General features: G+C 37.7%; 16 protein-coding genes and 1 riboswitch. Of the genes, 11 read left to right on the top strand and 5 right to left on the bottom strand.

Annotation, left to right across the window (positions count from 1 at the left end; genetic code table 11):
• The first annotated feature begins 25 nt into the window (after positions 1-25).
• Both ACWATA_RS22600 and ACWATA_RS22595 read left to right on the top strand, forming a co-directional pair.
• On the top strand, positions 26-1,363 hold the full coding sequence (locus ACWATA_RS22600; RefSeq protein WP_473050187.1) for a DUF8451 domain-containing protein: 1,338 nt from the start codon (positions 26-28) through the stop codon (positions 1,361-1,363).
• Between the two features lie 160 nt (positions 1,364-1,523).
• Positions 1,524-2,420, top strand: coding sequence for an amidase (locus ACWATA_RS22595; protein ID WP_473050186.1), 897 nt, complete (start codon positions 1,524-1,526; stop codon positions 2,418-2,420).
• Between the two features lie 194 nt (positions 2,421-2,614).
• Here ACWATA_RS22595 and ACWATA_RS22590 read toward each other — a convergent pair whose 3' ends face one another.
• Complete coding sequence (locus ACWATA_RS22590) at positions 2,615-4,171, bottom strand: ABC-F family ATP-binding cassette domain-containing protein (protein ID WP_028412463.1); 1,557 nt, start codon at positions 4,169-4,171, stop codon at positions 2,615-2,617.
• 261 nt (positions 4,172-4,432) lie between these two features.
• On the opposite strand from ACWATA_RS22590, the gene ACWATA_RS22585 reads away from it, so the two are divergent.
• Both ACWATA_RS22585 and ACWATA_RS22580 read left to right on the top strand, forming a co-directional pair.
• Complete coding sequence (locus tag ACWATA_RS22585; RefSeq protein ID WP_205663754.1) at positions 4,433-5,365, top strand: D-2-hydroxyacid dehydrogenase; 933 nt, start codon at positions 4,433-4,435, stop codon at positions 5,363-5,365.
• A 99-nt stretch (positions 5,366-5,464) separates the two neighbouring features.
• The gene (locus ACWATA_RS22580) at positions 5,465-6,550 is read left to right on the top strand and encodes a nitric oxide synthase oxygenase (protein ID WP_165635419.1); all 1,086 of its coding nucleotides are present in this window, start codon (positions 5,465-5,467) and stop codon (positions 6,548-6,550) included.
• 48 nt (positions 6,551-6,598) lie between these two features.
• Here the strand turns inward: ACWATA_RS22580 and ACWATA_RS22575 are convergent, their stop codons facing one another.
• Positions 6,599-6,730, bottom strand: coding sequence for a YflJ family protein (locus ACWATA_RS22575; RefSeq protein WP_016762840.1), 132 nt, complete (start codon positions 6,728-6,730; stop codon positions 6,599-6,601).
• A gap of 173 nt (positions 6,731-6,903) precedes the next feature.
• Entirely contained in the window at positions 6,904-7,353 is a 450-nt protein-coding gene (locus tag ACWATA_RS22570; RefSeq protein WP_028410145.1) for an Rrf2 family transcriptional regulator, read from the bottom strand.
• A gap of 216 nt (positions 7,354-7,569) precedes the next feature.
• Between ACWATA_RS22570 and hmpA the strand changes: the two genes are divergently transcribed.
• The 4 genes from hmpA to ACWATA_RS22550 all read left to right on the top strand — a co-directional run bounded on the left by hmpA (position 7,570) and on the right by ACWATA_RS22550 (position 11,872).
• Entirely contained in the window at positions 7,570-8,751 is a 1,182-nt protein-coding gene (gene hmpA, locus ACWATA_RS22565; protein WP_047751739.1) for an NO-inducible flavohemoprotein, read from the top strand.
• A 73-nt stretch (positions 8,752-8,824) separates the two neighbouring features.
• Entirely contained in the window at positions 8,825-10,114 is a 1,290-nt protein-coding gene (locus tag ACWATA_RS22560) for a lysine N(6)-hydroxylase/L-ornithine N(5)-oxygenase family protein (protein ID WP_165635418.1), read from the top strand.
• Positions 10,115-10,257: 143 nt separating this feature from the next.
• Positions 10,258-10,770, top strand: a complete 513-nt coding sequence (locus ACWATA_RS22555) for a type 1 glutamine amidotransferase domain-containing protein (protein WP_165635417.1) — start codon at positions 10,258-10,260, stop codon at positions 10,768-10,770.
• A gap of 358 nt (positions 10,771-11,128) precedes the next feature.
• Positions 11,129-11,872, top strand: coding sequence for a CAP domain-containing protein (locus tag ACWATA_RS22550; RefSeq protein ID WP_154974108.1), 744 nt, complete (start codon positions 11,129-11,131; stop codon positions 11,870-11,872).
• A gap of 238 nt (positions 11,873-12,110) precedes the next feature.
• Here ACWATA_RS22550 and ade read toward each other — a convergent pair whose 3' ends face one another.
• Together ade and ACWATA_RS22540 are read right to left on the bottom strand one after the other, a co-directional pair.
• Entirely contained in the window at positions 12,111-13,847 is a 1,737-nt protein-coding gene (gene ade, locus ACWATA_RS22545; RefSeq protein ID WP_047751737.1) for an adenine deaminase, read from the bottom strand.
• 83 nt (positions 13,848-13,930) lie between these two features.
• Positions 13,931-14,032: riboswitch (purine riboswitch) on the bottom strand.
• Positions 14,033-14,214: 182 nt separating this feature from the next.
• Complete coding sequence (locus ACWATA_RS22540; RefSeq protein ID WP_013055127.1) at positions 14,215-14,442, bottom strand: DUF1128 domain-containing protein; 228 nt, start codon at positions 14,440-14,442, stop codon at positions 14,215-14,217.
• A 176-nt stretch (positions 14,443-14,618) separates the two neighbouring features.
• Here ACWATA_RS22540 and ACWATA_RS22535 point away from each other — a divergent pair, with 176 nt between their 5' ends.
• From ACWATA_RS22535 to ACWATA_RS22525, 3 genes are read left to right on the top strand one after another with little or no spacing between them, the layout of a single operon-like run.
• Entirely contained in the window at positions 14,619-15,092 is a 474-nt protein-coding gene (locus ACWATA_RS22535) for a low molecular weight protein-tyrosine-phosphatase (RefSeq protein WP_098112304.1), read from the top strand.
• A 39-nt stretch (positions 15,093-15,131) separates the two neighbouring features.
• Positions 15,132-15,470 (top strand): YtxH domain-containing protein, encoded by a 339-nt coding sequence (locus ACWATA_RS22530; protein WP_098112305.1) that lies wholly within the window; start codon positions 15,132-15,134, stop codon positions 15,468-15,470.
• Positions 15,471-15,484: 14 nt separating this feature from the next.
• On the top strand, positions 15,485-16,324 hold the full coding sequence (locus ACWATA_RS22525; RefSeq protein ID WP_034267022.1) for a YihY/virulence factor BrkB family protein: 840 nt from the start codon (positions 15,485-15,487) through the stop codon (positions 16,322-16,324).
• Positions 16,325-16,337: the final 13 nt, after the last annotated feature.

The raw sequence follows: 16,337 nt of genomic DNA, 5'->3' as shown, positions 1-16,337 counted from the left end.
TACAAAGATAATAGGAGAGTTGAATATGTTACAAGATAATCTCATCCTAGAGCACTATGGATTAAATGAATTAAATTTTGATACGATCAAAAGCTACCGGGATCGATTTGCTGAAGTAAAACCAGCTCATCCTTGGAATGCGCTTGAAACAAAAGAGTTTTTATACAAAGTAGGAGCATGGGGAAAGGTAAGAGATACCCATAAAGAAGGAGTTACGCTCGCAGGCCTGCTTTTATTCAGTGAAGAACGGATTATCACAGAAGTTTTACCACAATACTTTTTAGAATACCGGGAAAGTAAAGGGAATGAAGAATGGACAGAGCGTTTTACCTCTCAAGACGGGACGTGGTCAGGAAATATTTTTGATTTTTATTTCCATATTCATGAAATTGTTCGCAATAGCGAACCCCAGTCGTCAATCGCTTCCTCTTTAACAGAAGTTTTAATCAACATGCTTATTCATGCAGATTATAATGGCGAGGGCGGCGTTATTTTAGAAAAGCAACCTTCTCATTACGTTTTTTCTAATCCAGGTCTTTTGTTAGTACCTACAGATTCAGTTTTTAGTAAAACCGTTAGTCAGCTTCGAAACCCGAATATCGTTAAGCTATTCAGTTTACTAGGGCTATGTGAACGTTCGGGCTCTGGCTTGAAAAAAGTGAAGCAAAACTGGAGCTTGCATCATTATAAAAAGCCTTCTGTTGATCAAGATGTTTCTATGCATCGTACGGTAGTCACGTTATCTCTGTCCACTCAAGAAAGACAGATTAGTTCTTCTGAAAAAGACACTTATCATACGTCTGTAACTGATTTGGGAAATAATTTTAAAAGTGTCGAAAAATATCAAAACATACCTGAAAACAATGTCGAAAATAACTCCTATAATAAAAATAAAGACTCTTATAATAAAGATTTATTAGAGGAGTTAAACTCATGTAATAACGAAAATAACTCCTATAATAAAGAAGAAAACTACTATAATAGTGAACTTAAATCATACAATAAAGATGATTACTCCTATAATAGTTATCAAAGCTCCTATAATAAAGAATCGGAAGATGGTTCTTCTAATTCAGTGAATGGTGAGGATATTGATACGAAGCTATGGGATATTGCAGCGCTGGCTCGTGAAAAAAAACGGCTTTCGCCTAATCAGATGGAGCATATTATTCTTGAATTATGCAAAGAAAAACCGCTCATGCTTAAAGAGTTTGCTTATTTACTAGAAAGAACGCCGGATGGAGTACGTAATAATTATTTAACAAAGCTATTACGAAAAGGACAATTACAGTTGAAATATCCAAATCAGCCAAACCATCCAAAGCAGGCATATTTATTCCATAAGAAAGATACAGGGAAGTAAATCAAGCAACCGCTAGAACAAATAAAGATTAGGCTGAAAAAATTGATAAGGGAGAGTTTGCTGAAAGCTACAGATCTAAGGGAGAAATTCACCATAAAGTTGCCAAGCTGCCAGACTCTCTTTATATGAGTTCTGGCTCGTATAAAGGAGGAAATAGAGTGTGAAAAGCAAGTGCGTTCTTATTTTTCTGGTGGTTGTATGGCTGTTTAATATGGGGAAAGGAATAGGATGTGGATCAAAGGTGAATGCAGAGATGAATATACCGCTGTCGACGTGGGTGTGGGATACAAAGAAATGGATGTTGAACCAAGAAGCTATCCGTGAAAAACTTCAAGAAAAAAAGGTGACAAAGGTTTATTTACAAATTGATGCTCATCTTTCACCTTCTGTATATAGGCATTTTATCCAACAAGCGCAAGTCCAGGGTATAGATGTCTACGCACTTGACGGCGCTCCTTCTTGGATAGGGCCTTCTGGTATAGAAGAGCAGGCAGCATTTTTTAATTGGATAACAGCTTACCAAGCAGAAGCAGACGATCAACAGCAATTTTCAGGGATTCATTTGGATGTAGAGCCTTATTTGTATAAAAGTTGGGAAAATAATCGAGCGAAAAGTATTCTGCAGTATCAATATGTTATTTCTCAAGCTGCAGTACAGTCTCGTCAGTTACACTTGCCGCTTGCTGTAGATATACCGTTTTGGTTTGACGAAGTTCCATTCAAAAATAGCAACGGTTCCGGTTCGCTGGGGCATTGGATTATTCAGTACGCTGATGAAGTCACAATTATGTCGTACCGAAACCATGCAGATAAAGAAGACGGTATTGCTGACATAACGCAAAATGAACGCAAGTGGGGACGTGTACTATCCACTCCGATTGAAATAGGGGTAGAAACGATGGCTTCAGATGAAGGGGAATACATTTCTTTTTCTGCTAAAGGAGAAGAAAAGATGATGGAAGAGCTGGGTAAGTTGCTTACGAAGTGTCAAGCTAAAAACCCTCCAAGCAGTATAGCTGTTCATCATTTTGATAGCTGGCTACAGATGAAACCATGACAACGAAAAGACCGCTGCATCACTGCAGCGGTCTTTTTGGGTTTAGGGAGTATAGATACAATATAGCCATTTTATTAAAGGACTATACATAAAAAAAGTAACCATTTAAAAAATGGCTACTCACACAAAGGGGGGGAACTTAATCTTATCATTCCCACTTTTTCTAAAAGATATGCCTCTTTTAACCCGTTTTTTTAAAATAATTTAGTCGTCCAAGATTCGCAGTTCCACACGTCTGTGACTACATCTTGATAAAATTCAGGTTCGTGACAAATAATTAAGATACTTCCTTTGTATTCTTTTAAAGCTCGTTTTAATTCATCTTTCGCATCTACATCCAAGTGGTTTGTAGGCTCATCCAGTACAAGAATGTTGGTTTCATTGTTAATCAGCTTACATAGACGGACTTTTGCTTTTTCTCCACCGCTTAGAACTTCTACTTTACTTTCAATATGTTTGGTTGTTAAGCCGCATTTAGCTAACGCTGCACGAATTTCATATTGGGTAAAGTGAGGAAACTCGTTCCATGCTTCTTCAATACACGTATTGTAGTTAGCTGATTTAACTTCTTGTTCGAAATAGCCAATATGCTGGTAATCGCCTTTTTCTACAGAGCCTGAAATCGGTTTGATTTCTCCTAGAATACTTTTTAAAAGAGTTGTTTTCCCGATTCCATTTGCTCCTACAAGGGCAATCTTTTGACCTCGCTCCATTTTTAGATTCAGTGGCTTAGAAAGCGGCTCTTCGTATCCAATGACTAAATCAGATGTTTCAAAAATTAATTTGCTTGAAGTACGAGCACTCTTAAAGTTAAACTCTGGTTTTGGACGCTCTTGAGCTAGTTCAATTACTTCCATTTTATCCAGCTTTTTTTGACGGGACATGGCCATATTTCGTGTCGACACGCGCGCTTTGTTTCTCGCTACGAAATCTTTTAAATCTGCCATTTCTTGCTGTTGTTTTTTATAAGCTGCTTCAAGCTGCTGTTTTTTCATCTCATATACTTTCATAAAATCGTCGTAGTCTCCTACATAGCGATTTAACTCTTGGTTTTCCATATGATAAATTAAATTGATCACGCTATTTAAAAATGGAAGATCGTGAGAAATTAAAATAAAGGCATTTTCATATTCTTGCAAGTAGCGTCGTAGCCACTCAATATGCTGTTCATCCAAGTAGTTTGTAGGCTCATCAAGTAAAAGAATTTCTGGTTTTTCAAGCAATAGTTTGGCTAGCAATACTTTTGTACGCTGTCCGCCACTTAAATCCTGTACGTCACGATCTAAGCCGATATCTTCTAATCCTAATCCGCGCGCAATTTCTTCGACTTTTGCATCGATAACGTAAAAGTCATTGTTTGTTAAGAGGTCTTGAAGCGTACCGACTTCTTCTAATAGTTTTTCGAGTTCTTCTGGTGATACATCCGCCATTTTCTCATAGAGGCCATTCATTTGAGCTTCTAAATCAAATAAATATTGAAAAGCACTTTTTAGTACATCACGAATAGAAAGGCCGCGCTCTAATGCCGTGTGCTGATCTAAATAGCCAACGCGCACTTTTTTAGACCATTCTACTTTTCCCGCATCCGGTTCTAGCTTGCCTGTAATGATGTTCATAAATGTTGATTTACCTTCGCCGTTTGCTCCAATCAAGCCGACGTGTTCACCTTTTAACAATCGAAATGATACATCGTTAAAAATCGCACGGTCACCAAAACCATGGCTTAGATTTTTTACGTTTAATACACTCATGCTGACACACCTTTTCTTTTAAAATATCTATCGTACGTTTCGTTATAAACAAATTGATTCATAACGATTATAGCGAACTTATATACATAAATCCATATGAGTTTTCCAGCCTTGAAAGTCATATAAAATTCACTCGCGTCTTCCTTTCACTTGATTCATACTATATATATCAATGTAGAAAATCCTTCATGACGAAGGGACGGTTATATCGAATCATTCAAATAGAGTATATAGAAGAATAAAAAGGCAGGGGGAAAAGAAATGAACATTTATACGATACTAGTGGCAGGAAGAATGCATAAGGAGCTGGAGGAGATAATCAAACAAAAGCAGCTGTCTCAGACGTTTCGATTTATGGAAGAGCAAGACGTTACAATGGAAGATTTAAACTGGGCTGACGCGCTTTTATCCTTCGGTCCAACGAATTACTTTAAAGACCATAGCTTCAAATGGATTCATTCTCTCGGTGCAGGAGTTGATCGGTTCTTAGAAAGTGGGGATTGGAAAAAGAGCGTGATGTTAACACGTACGGTTTGTTCATTTGGTCAGCGGATCAGTGAATATTGTCTTAGCTATATGCTAGCTGAACTTCAGCACCACGCACAGTTTCAGCATCAGCAAAAACAAAAGCAGTGGAAAGCGGTAGAGCCTCAGCAGCTTTCTGCTCAAACGGTCATCATTTATGGAACAGGTGAAATCGGCGGACGTCTTGCAACCGTTTTAAAATCTTTTGGTGTACGAGTGATAGGAGTATCTAAAAGTGGAAATGAAAAGCCGTCATTTGATCAAGTAGTCTCGATTTCAAATGAGAGAGACTTGCTAAAAGAAGCTGATTGGATTATTAGTACAATGCCGCTAACGAATGAAACAAAAAGCTACTTTGATTCAAAATGGATGAATGTAGTTGAAAATGCATACTTTATAAATGTTGGACGAGGTGCAACTGTAGATGAAAATGCGTTAGTAGAGGCTATTGAGCAAAAGCGTATTCGAAAAGCATACATAGACGTATTTGAACGTGAGCCGTTAACGAAAGAATCTTTTTGGTGGAATCATTCACATATCATCGTAACACCTCATATTTCGGCGGTGACTACGCCTGAAGAAGCAGTAGAGTGCTTTGTTGAAACGCTGCAAAAAGTTGAGCAAGGCGAATTGCCTTCTAACTTGGTTAATATTGAAAGAGGTTATTAAAGCATTATGATGCGCGTTTCCGCTATGAGAATGGTATACTGAAACTTGCTTTTCTTGGACGAAAAGAATGAAATCTGTTCTTCTAGGGGGGAACAAACGTTGAAGCAAGAAGAATTATTTGAACAAGCACGTGTATTTATAGAGACGTGCTACGCTGAACTTGAAAAAAGCGAAGCGGACAAAAACAGGCGATTAAAAGAAATTCATCAGCAAATTATGTCACTCGGACATTATGATCATACATTTGAAGAGTTAGAGCACGGAGCTCGCATGGCTTGGAGAAACAGCAATAAATGTATCGGACGACTATTTTGGCAATCGCTCAATGTATTTGATAAGCGAGAGGTGAGCACAGTTGAAGAGGTAAGAGACGCTCTGTTTCATCATATTGAATATGCAACAAATGACGGGAAAATCCGGCCTACTATTACGGTGTTTAAACCGAAAATGCAAGCAAAAGAACCGGTTAGAATCTGGAATCATCAGCTAATCCGCTATGCTGGGTACGAGACGGAATATGGTGTGATAGGAGATCCTGATTCTGTTGCGTTCACGGAGGTTTGCCAAAAGCTAGGGTGGGAAGGTGAGAAAACTCACTTTGATGTTCTTCCTCTGGTCCTGCAAGTTAATGAAGCGTCACCTCGATGGTTTGAGATTCCAAAACATTTAGTGAAAGAAGTAGCTATTACGCATCCGGAACTTCCTGAATTTGAAGACTTACAGTTAAAATGGTACGCTGTCCCGATGATTTCAGATATGAAGCTAGAAATTGGAGGGATTGATTACGTCGCAGCACCATTTAATGGATGGTACATGGGGACTGAAATTGGTGCCCGAAATTTGGCGGATACGTATCGCTATAATCAACTTCCAAAAATAGCTTCTATGATGGGATTGAACATGGATTACAACGCGACGCTTTGGAAGGACAAAGCTCTTATTGAATTAAACGTTGCGGTGCTTTCTTCTTTCAAACGAGAAGGTGTTAGCATTGTAGATCATCATACGGCTGCTCAGCAATTTCACTTGTTTGAAGAAAGAGAACAAAAAAATGGCCGGGAAGTGACTGGGAACTGGACATGGTTAATCCCACCGGTTTCACCAGCTACCACACATATTTTTCATAAGCCTTATAAAAATAAAGTATTATCACCAAATTATTTTTATCAAGACGCAGCTTATTAAATGAACAAAAAAGAGAGTACAAATTTGTACTCTCTTATTACACGTTAATTAATTTTTGTGTTTATCAAGCAAGTTAGCAAGTACATATGTTTTGTACTTTTCCACTTTGCGGCCTTCATGGTTGCGAACTCCTCGTTTTTTAAGTTCCTCAACATACCAACCTTTGCTTCCTACGTGCATACTCAAACACCCTTTCGTCATTTTTTTAGGATGAACAGAATGAGGTTCATTGTCTGCTCGAATGGAGACATCTTGTCTTTCCAATACGTGCCTCATTGTAACATCTTTTATTTTATGATGAAAGGGAAAAAGGTCAAAAAAACGAGAATGATTTCAGGTGAATTTTAGTTTGTTCATTCCTCGTTTTTTTGAGATAGGAGGAGGAGGTTTAATTCGTCTTTATTTTGGATTAGATCTTCTAATGTATACTGATCTAACACTTTAATGAAGGCTTGCATGGCTTCATGCAAAACACTTTTTAACTTGCAGACGGGGCTAATAATGCAGAAGTTTCCTTCACGGTCAAAACATTCAACAATATGAAAATCTTCTTCAGTTTGACGTACCACTTTGCCAATATTAATGTCTTTTGGAAGCTGAGCTAAACGAATACCGCCGTTTCGTCCTCGTATCGTTTCAATTAAGCCAAGTTTTCCAAGTTCGTGAATGATTTTCATAAGATGGTTCTTTGAAATATTATACGCTTCAGCAATTTCTTTTATATTGCTTAGTTTATTATTATCGCGAACGCCTAAATATAATAAAACTCGCAGTGAGTAATCTGTATATTGTGTGAGCCTCATCTTTTTACCTCTTCTCTTATCAGCAGCTGATATATCTATAATAGCATGTCTATATCTAAGAAATACAGAAAGAATGCTCACATTTTTGACAGGGTGAATTTGTGAACATTTCTTTAAATGTGTATATAAAATATATCTTTTTAAGTAGGATATGAGTATTATAAAGATGTATTAAAAATATATCTTTTAAAAATGAATCTTTCGGAGGCGAAAGTTATGAAACAAACAACTATTTCTATTGTAAAAAGTACAGTTCCTGTTTTAGAAAAGCATGGGCAAGCAATCACAACTCGTTTTTATGAAATGCTTTTTGAACAGTATCCTTCTTTAAAAAATGTATTCAACCAAACAAATCAAAAAACAGGACGTCAGCAAATGGCGTTAGCTAATACAGTTTATGCCGCTGCGCAGTACATCGATCGGCTTGAAACGCTGCTTCCAGTTGTGAAGCAAATCGCCCATAAACATCGCAGTATCGGCGTGAAAGCAGAGCACTATCCAATTGTCGGCGAGTTCTTATTAAAGGCAATTAAAGATGTTTTAAAAGAAGCTGCGACCGATGAGATTATGGAAGCTTGGAAAGAAGCTTACGGTGCCATTGCAGACGTATTCATAAGTGTGGAGCAAGAGTTATATGAAGAAGCTGAAGAAAAAGGATGGAAAGATTATAAAAAACTAATGGTTCATAAAAAAGTAAAAGAAGCAGAAGGCGTGTACTCGTTTTATTTAGTATCACCTGATCAAAAAGCACTGCCTGCTTTTCTGCCAGGTCAGTACGTGAGTGTACGAATTCCTGGTCAAGAATATTTATCCATTCGCCAGTACAGCTTATCTGGCTATCCAAACCAACCATACTATAAAATTACGGTGAAAAAAGAAAAACAAATGGAAGACGGGGTCGTGTCAACGTATTTACATGATCAATTGAAAGAAGGAGACTTGCTTGAAGTCAGCGTTCCAGCAGGAGATTTTGTCTTAAAAGAAAATAATAAATCAGTATTTATCAGCGGAGGTGTAGGAATTACTCCAATGATGTCAATGCTTCATCAAGCATTGGAAAACAATCAAGAAGTAACATTTATTCACAGTGCTAAAAATGAGCAGTTTCATGCAATGAAACGAGAGCTTCAATCGTTGTCAGAGACATATACGTTTGAACAGCACGTTTTCTATAGTCAAGCGCAAACAGATCAGCATGATGAAAACATAACGTATGGTCGCTTAACTAAAAAAGAGCTAGCTAAATATGCCGGCGATAAACATGCATATTATTATGTTTGTGGATCTTCTTCATTTACACAAATGGTGTTAGAAGGCCTAGATGAAATGGGCATTTCCCAAGAAAATATCATGTATGAATCGTTTGGCCCGAAAATGAGTATGACTCCTTCCGCATAAATGTATGGAAAAAGGGTAAAAAGCTAACAGTAGACAATACTGTTAGCTTTTTTTTATGAAAGGGAGTTTAAAGATGACAAATAAGCAGTATGACATGGTGGGAATAGGAATAGGCCCTTTTAATTTAGGCTTAGCGGCCCTTGCTGAGCCTCTTGATGAAATTGATGCAGTCTTCTTTGATAAAGAAGAGAAATTTGAATGGCATCCGGGCATGTTAATTGACGGCACGGACTTGCAGATTCCGTTTCTAGCAGACTTAGTTACATTTGCAGATCCAACAAGCCCCTATTCTTTTCTAAATTATATTCACAAGCAAAAGCGCTTGTATCCGTTCTTTTTCTTTAATCGTTTTGACATTCCGCGTCAAGAATACAACGAGTACGCGAAATGGGTAGCGGAGCAGCTATCTTCCTGCCACTTTTCTTCAAAAGTTGTGGACGTGATACCAAAAAATGAAGAAGAGTATTATGAAGTAAAGGTAGAAACACCTGAGGGAATTCAAACGGTAAATGCTAAACACGTTGTAATGGGAACAGGAAGCATTCCACTTGTGCCTCCGGCTTTTGAAGAAAAGCTAAATGAGCATATTTTACACAGCAGCGGCTATTTACATAAAAAAGAAGAGATTCAAAAAGGAAAGCATATAACGATCGTTGGTTCAGGGCAAAGTGCTGCCGAGATTTTTCTGGATTTACTAGAAGAACAGACTGAACATCATTACCACCTTACATGGTTTACAAGATCCTCTAATTTTTTTCAGCTTGATCAATCCAAGCTTGCTCAAGAGTTATTTTCGCCAGACTATGTAGATTACTTTCATTCGCTGGCTTTTGAGGAACGTACAAGCACGGTAGAAGATTTAAACCCCCTACGTCACGGAATTGAATCTTCTACTTTAACGAAAATCTATGATTTACTCTATCATCGTTCACTTAAAGGAAGAGTACCCGTTACGATTCAAGCTTCGACTGAAGTAAGTGACATTCATAAAAAAGCAAATGGATATGAGCTGGAGTGTAAACAATTAAAGGCTGATCGCTCTTTTCAATACGAAGCGGATCGTTTGATATTATCCACGGGCTATAAGCCAAAGATTTCGCCGTTCATCGAACGAATAAAAGATGATATCGAATGGGAAGATGACAAGCGTTTCAACGTCACAAAAGATTACCGGCTTGTCTTTAAACACCCCCGTAACCACCACTTTTTTACGTTAACTAACATTGAACATTCACACGGATCTGGCGCAACAAATCTTGGTTTATCCGTTCAGCGTAATCAGCGTATTCTGAACGTAATTGCAGGTAGAGATGTGTATCCAGTTCCAGAAGAGACGACGTTTCAGACATTTAATTTGTTTTGAATGTCTGATTTATAAAAACCTACACTGTGTTTTTAGATTATTGTAGAAAAGTTTTTTACTCATAAACCATGTTTAAAAGAATAGTGTACGGGTATTTTATTTATAGAACATTAGTACACAAATCAATTAAGGAGTTGCTTAGAATGAGTAAGAAAATTGCAGTATTAGTAACAGATTTATTTGAAGATGTGGAATATACAGATCCAGCCAAAGCCTTTGAAGAAGAAGGCCATACGCTAACAAAAATCGATGTGAAAACAGGCGAAGTAACAGGTAAACAAGGCGAAACAACATTAACAATTGATAAAGCAATTGTCGATGTAAAACCAGAAGATTTTGACGCATTGTTTTTACCCGGAGGCTTCTCACCAGATATCTTGCGTGCGGACGATCAAGTCGTAGCTTTTACAAAATCATTTATGGATGAAGGCAAACCGGTTATGGCTATTTGTCACGGGCCACAGCTGCTAATCAATGCTGAAACATTAAAAGGACGTGACGTAACTGGTTTCAAATCAATTGCTATTGATTTGAAAAATGCAGGCGCAAACTTCCATGATAAAGAAGTTGTGGTATGCGGTAATCAACTAGTTACAAGCCGTACACCAGATGATATGGAAGCATTCGTACGTGAATCAGTAAACGTCTTAAAATAAGTAAATAATATTAGTAAAACTTTCTGTAAAAGGCGATAACAGGGTGGTTTACCACTCTGCTGTCGCCTTTTTTGTATGTAACGTTTTTGACGAGGAATTTACAGTTATATTACCGCATTGGATGAAGCTGTTTTTCAAAGTATATGAAAACCTTTTACTATCAATAGCTGGAAGTCGCGTAATATAATCGAAATATTTTTTACATAAGTGTGAGTATAATTTTGGTAGCTTAAAAGACGTTGCGAGTTTCATAGTTTTCGTGCAACAATGAGGATGCATCACGAGGTTGGCTTGCTACAAGCTTAGATGCGTTGCGGTTTTACAAAAAACTTTATTATCACATAGGAGGATTTCAAACATGAAGAAAAGGTTTCGTATTGCCACTGTCGCAGGTGCCGTATCATTAGGATTACTAACAGCAGGACAAGCAAATGCAGCAGCTCCTGATTGCAACACTCCAAAACAAATTACCATTAAAGATGCTCAAGCAGCACAAAATATAAATGTAGACGAGCTATTAAAGAAATTTAACGCTCAAGGACAATCTGCTCAAGCAGCTCCACAGCAAGAAACACAGGCACCAGATCAAGCTGAAGAAGCTCCACAGGAACAAGCACAAGCACCAGAGCAAAGTGAAGAAGCAAAAGCTCCGGAGCAAACACAGCAAAACACAAAAGCTCAACAATCAGAAAATACTGATAAAGCAGAGCAAACAAAAGATGCTAGTCAATTTGAACAAAAAGTAGTAGATTTAGTAAACCAAGAACGTCAAAAACAAGGTTTAAAGCCTTTAACACTTAACAAAAAATTAAGTGACGTTGCACGCACTAAATCAAAAGATATGATGGACAAAGGGTACTTTGACCACAATTCACCAACATATGGTTCACCATTTGATATGATGAAACAATTCGGCATTGAATATACAACTGCAGGTGAAAACATTGCAAAAGGTCAGCAATCTCCTGAAGATGTAATGAATGCTTGGATGAATAGTGACGGTCACCGCAAAAATATTCTAAACCCTGATTTCACTGAAATTGGTGTTGGATACGTAAAAGGTGATACTACGTACTGGACTCAACAATTTATCGGTAAGTAATACAAAAAGAGCAGGATATACCTGCTCTTTTTTGCGTTTTTAGCTGTCCAATTTGGGTATAGTAAAGTAAGAACACGTAAAGGAGTGCCTTACATTGGGACGTATATTAAAAAAAATTCTAGTCGCTGTTTTTCCCATCCTTTTAAAAGAAGGATATCGTCATTATAAAAATCGTAAAACTCGAACTACGCCGTCTAAAGGGTATAAATAAAAAGGACTCAAAAGAGTCCTTTTTGTTTTATGCTTGAACGGGGATATGCTTGAATTCTTTTACGTTAAATAATCCTTTGTCGGTTAATTTTAGACATGGGATAACAGGCAAGCTTAAGAAAGATAACGTCAGCAGCGGGTTGAATTTCTGTGAAATATCAAGCTCATGAAGAGCCCCGTGAAGCTGCTTAAGTAAGCTATTTACTTCATTGTAAGGGTGAGGTGACATTAACCCTCCGATGGAAAGAGGGAGGGAACCAATCACTTCATTATCTTTTACAATAACAATACCTCCGCCGATTTCTTCAATTGCCGCAATTGCTTTTGCTAAATCCTCATCATTTGTTCCTACGGCTACGATATTATGTGAATCGTGAGCAATCGTAGTAGCGATCGCTCCGTCTTTTAACTGAAATCCTTTTACGATCCCAAGACCAATATTTCCTGTTAGATGATGGCGCTCAACAACAGCCATTTTCAGCTGATCGTTTTCTACAGAAGGCTGAAATTCGTTTTGCTTTACTTGAACTTCTTCTACAATATGATTTGTAAGCAGGCTGTTTGGATTAATTTCAATAATATTAGCCCGATTGTGCTGAAGTGGTATCGTAAGTTTGTTAATAGAAAACTCTTTCAAATGAACAGAATTCATTAGTTCTGTCGGAAGATCAATTTGTTCTTCTTGCACAGACAGCATCTCTCCATTTTCAGCAATGAGCTCTCCGTTTTGATAAACATGTGCTGCAGATATATCGGTTAAGTCGTCCAACAGAATAAAATCAGCTTTGTAACCAGGAGCAACCGCACCTCTATCTTTTAACCCGTAGCATTCAGCGGCATTTAATGAAGCCATTTGAATCGCAATTAACGGATCCAGCCCGAGTTCAATAGCAAAACGAACATTGTAATCAATAGAGCCTTCCGTTAATAAATCATCTAGATGTTTGTCATCGGTACAGAATAAAAATCTGCGCGCGTTGCGTTCATTTACAGCAGGTAACAATTGTTTCAAATCTTTAGCAACAGAACCTTGGCGGATTAGAACATACATCCCGCGCTGAATACGTTCAATTGCTTCTTCTGCTGTTACGCATTCATGATCTGTTGAAATATTAGCGGTACGATAAATGTTAACGCCCGTGGCATCTAGCCCTGAGCCGTGCCCATCAATTACGCCGTTTGCATCGTTAGCTGCTTGTAATTTATCGAGCATATCGTCATCTCCATCTCGAACAGCAGGGAAATCCATTACTTCTGCTAATCCAAGCACGCGAGAGTGAGAGAAAAATGGCGCTAAGTCAGCTGCTTTTAAGACGGCTCCAGAGCTTTCAAAAGGAGTTGCTGGCACGCTTGAAGGTAAGTTCACAAATACGTCTAAAGGAATGGAGTCCGAGTTTTGAAGCATAAACTCAATACCAGATTTCCCTGAAACATTCGCAATTTCATGAGGATCCGTTACGACAGTTGTGACGCCTCTAGGTACAAGAAGTTTTGAAAACTCTTTAGGTGTAACCATTGATGATTCAATGTGAACGTGTCCATCAATGAACGTAGGAGAAATGTATTTTCCTTTTGCATCAACGACGTTATTCCCATCGTATTGACCTATTCCAACAATCACTCCATCAGCAATCGCAATATCGGCTTCAATGATGGAAAGCGTAAAGACATCGATAATTTTCCCGTTTTTCACTACAAGATCTGCAGGTATTTTTTTATTGGCAACAGCAAGCTGTTTTTTTAATGTTGTTTTTGTATTTGACATGAATGTGACTCCTCTCATTGTATAACTGAATAACAATGAAGGACTATGTAAGGGAGAACATAAAGAAGAATAAAAATGCAGTATGAATGATGTTCAACCCTCGTAGTCCAACTATTTACGGTAGTTCGGTAGAAACTCTTGGACCCTATTTCCAAGACTATACGAGCTTTAGGTATTTCGATACATTCTATAGACAAATAATAAAAACGTCAATTCCTAATAAAAAAGAAAGATTTTTGGGAATATTTCATCTATGTGTATGTAAACGATTTAACTCTTATTTGCTCGCTAAAAGGTGCAGCATTCATGTATAGAAAAAAATGTAGAAAAAACCGTCAATGGCTATTAGTCATTGACGGAGGTGTCATTAAGCTTGTTTACGCAGTGTACCTAATTCTTCCGCGATCGCTTGCATTTCACTTGGGCTAAAAGAATCTTTTCTCATTACCATATCGTATAAGTACTTTAAGTCTTCATACATTTCTTCGTCAAAAGCTTCGGCTTTAATTGCTCCGATATTTAGCATGCGCAATTTTTCACTGATGCTATCGACCATATGTTTAATATTCTCTGGAGATTTTACTGATAAATCCACTTTGTTCATCCTTCCAGTTGCGTTTTTTTTATTGTAACATGTTTTTATCGTGTGAACACTTTTATGTCAGGTTCTTATCCACAGAAGAGTGGAAACGATATAAATAAAAGAAAACTATTTTTTAGTTTAAAAATGATTGTATATAATGTTTGTAATAAGGGAAAGGAGTCGAGACTATGATTAACGTATTATTCGTTTGTTTGGGAAATATTTGTCGTTCACCCATGGCAGAAGCGGTCTTTAAAGATATGGTGAAGAAAAAAGGGCTACAAGGACAAATTCACGTAGATTCTGCAGGCACAGGAGGCTGGCACAAAGGAAATCCTCCTCATGAAGGGACGCAATCTATTTTAACGAAAAACAACATTGATTTTAAAGGGCAAACAGCAAGACAAGTGATTCAAGAGGATGTAGCTAAATTTCATTATATTATTGGAATGGATGTCGAAAATGTAGGAAATCTGAGAAGAATGGCTGGACATACTAAAACAGGTTATATTGCAAGACTTTTGGATTTTGTGCCTGGTTTACATATTGAAGATGTGCCTGATCCTTATTTCACGGGAAATTTTGACGAAGTATATGACTTAGTTCAAGAAGGATGCAAGGCGCTTTTAGACGAAATTATAGAGAAGCATTTCTCGGAATAAGTGATACTAAAAAAATAAAAAACGGAGGAGAAACGACAAATGGGTAAACGAAATAAGCTAGTAGAAGGTATGGTCATTGGAGCAATTATAGGAGGAGCTGTTTCTTTATTTGATAAAGAAACCAGAAGTTCCGTTATTCAAGGAAGTAAAAAATTGAAAGACAAAACAACGACTCTTATTCAGCATCCTGAACTTGTAACGGATACTGTGAAAGAGAAATATGAAACGATCCGTACGACCATTGAGCAAGTTTCTGAAGATGTATCATTTGTAGCAGGAAAAGTAGAAAAGTTAAAAGAAACAACCCCTCAGGTGATGGAAATTGTAAACGATACAAAAGAAGCATTTGTAGAGAAGTATGGTGATGAACAAAAATAAATAAGGAGGCACATATGGCTGGAATATACATAAATAACATCGTAAAGTTTGGCAAAGAACTCATGGGCCGCATTCATCGAGATGAGCTGCCCAGCTTATCAGCTGAATTGGCTTATTATTTGCTGCTCTCGCTATTTCCTTTTTTAATTTTCTTAATTACGCTGATTGGATTTTTGCCATTGGAATCAACAGATCTGCTTGACTTGGTCGAAAATGTAGCACCACAGCAAACGCTGCACATGATTGAAAGCAACGTTTCTCATATCATTGGTTCTCATAATGAAAAACTATTGTCCTTTGGTATCATTGCCACGATGTGGTCTGCTTCAAATGGAATTAATGCGATCGTAAGGGCATTTAACCGAGCGTATCACGTACAAGAAAATCGGCCGTTTTTAGTGGCGAGAGGCATGGCAGTTCTCCTTACTTTTGCGATGATATTTGTTATTATTGTAGCGCTTTTACTTCCTGTTTTTGGTCATATGATTGGTCTTTATTTATCGTCTACGTTTGGATTTTCAGAAACTTTTCTCGCTTTATGGTCTGCTTCCCGCTGGATTATCAGCGGTCTCATTTTGTTTACTGTTTTTACGGGGTTGTATTACTTTGCTCCTAATAAAAAGCTGCTGATTCGAAATGTTGTAAAAGGAGCGGCTTTTGCTACGGTCGGATGGACAGTGGTATCGATGCTATTTGCGTACTACGTCAATCATTTCAATAACTATACGGCTACATATGGAAGCTTGGGCGGAATTATTATCTTGCTTATTTGGCTGTACCTATCGGGGATGATTATCGTTATTGGAGGAGAAATTAACGCTATTTTCTACGACCGCCGAGTCAAATCTTCATAGTCACAAATTGGGA

This window comes from Priestia sp. USM5, from assembly GCF_058323215.1.
Note: the sequence above shows the minus strand (reverse complement) of the source record. Positions and strands in the feature narration are given on the sequence as shown.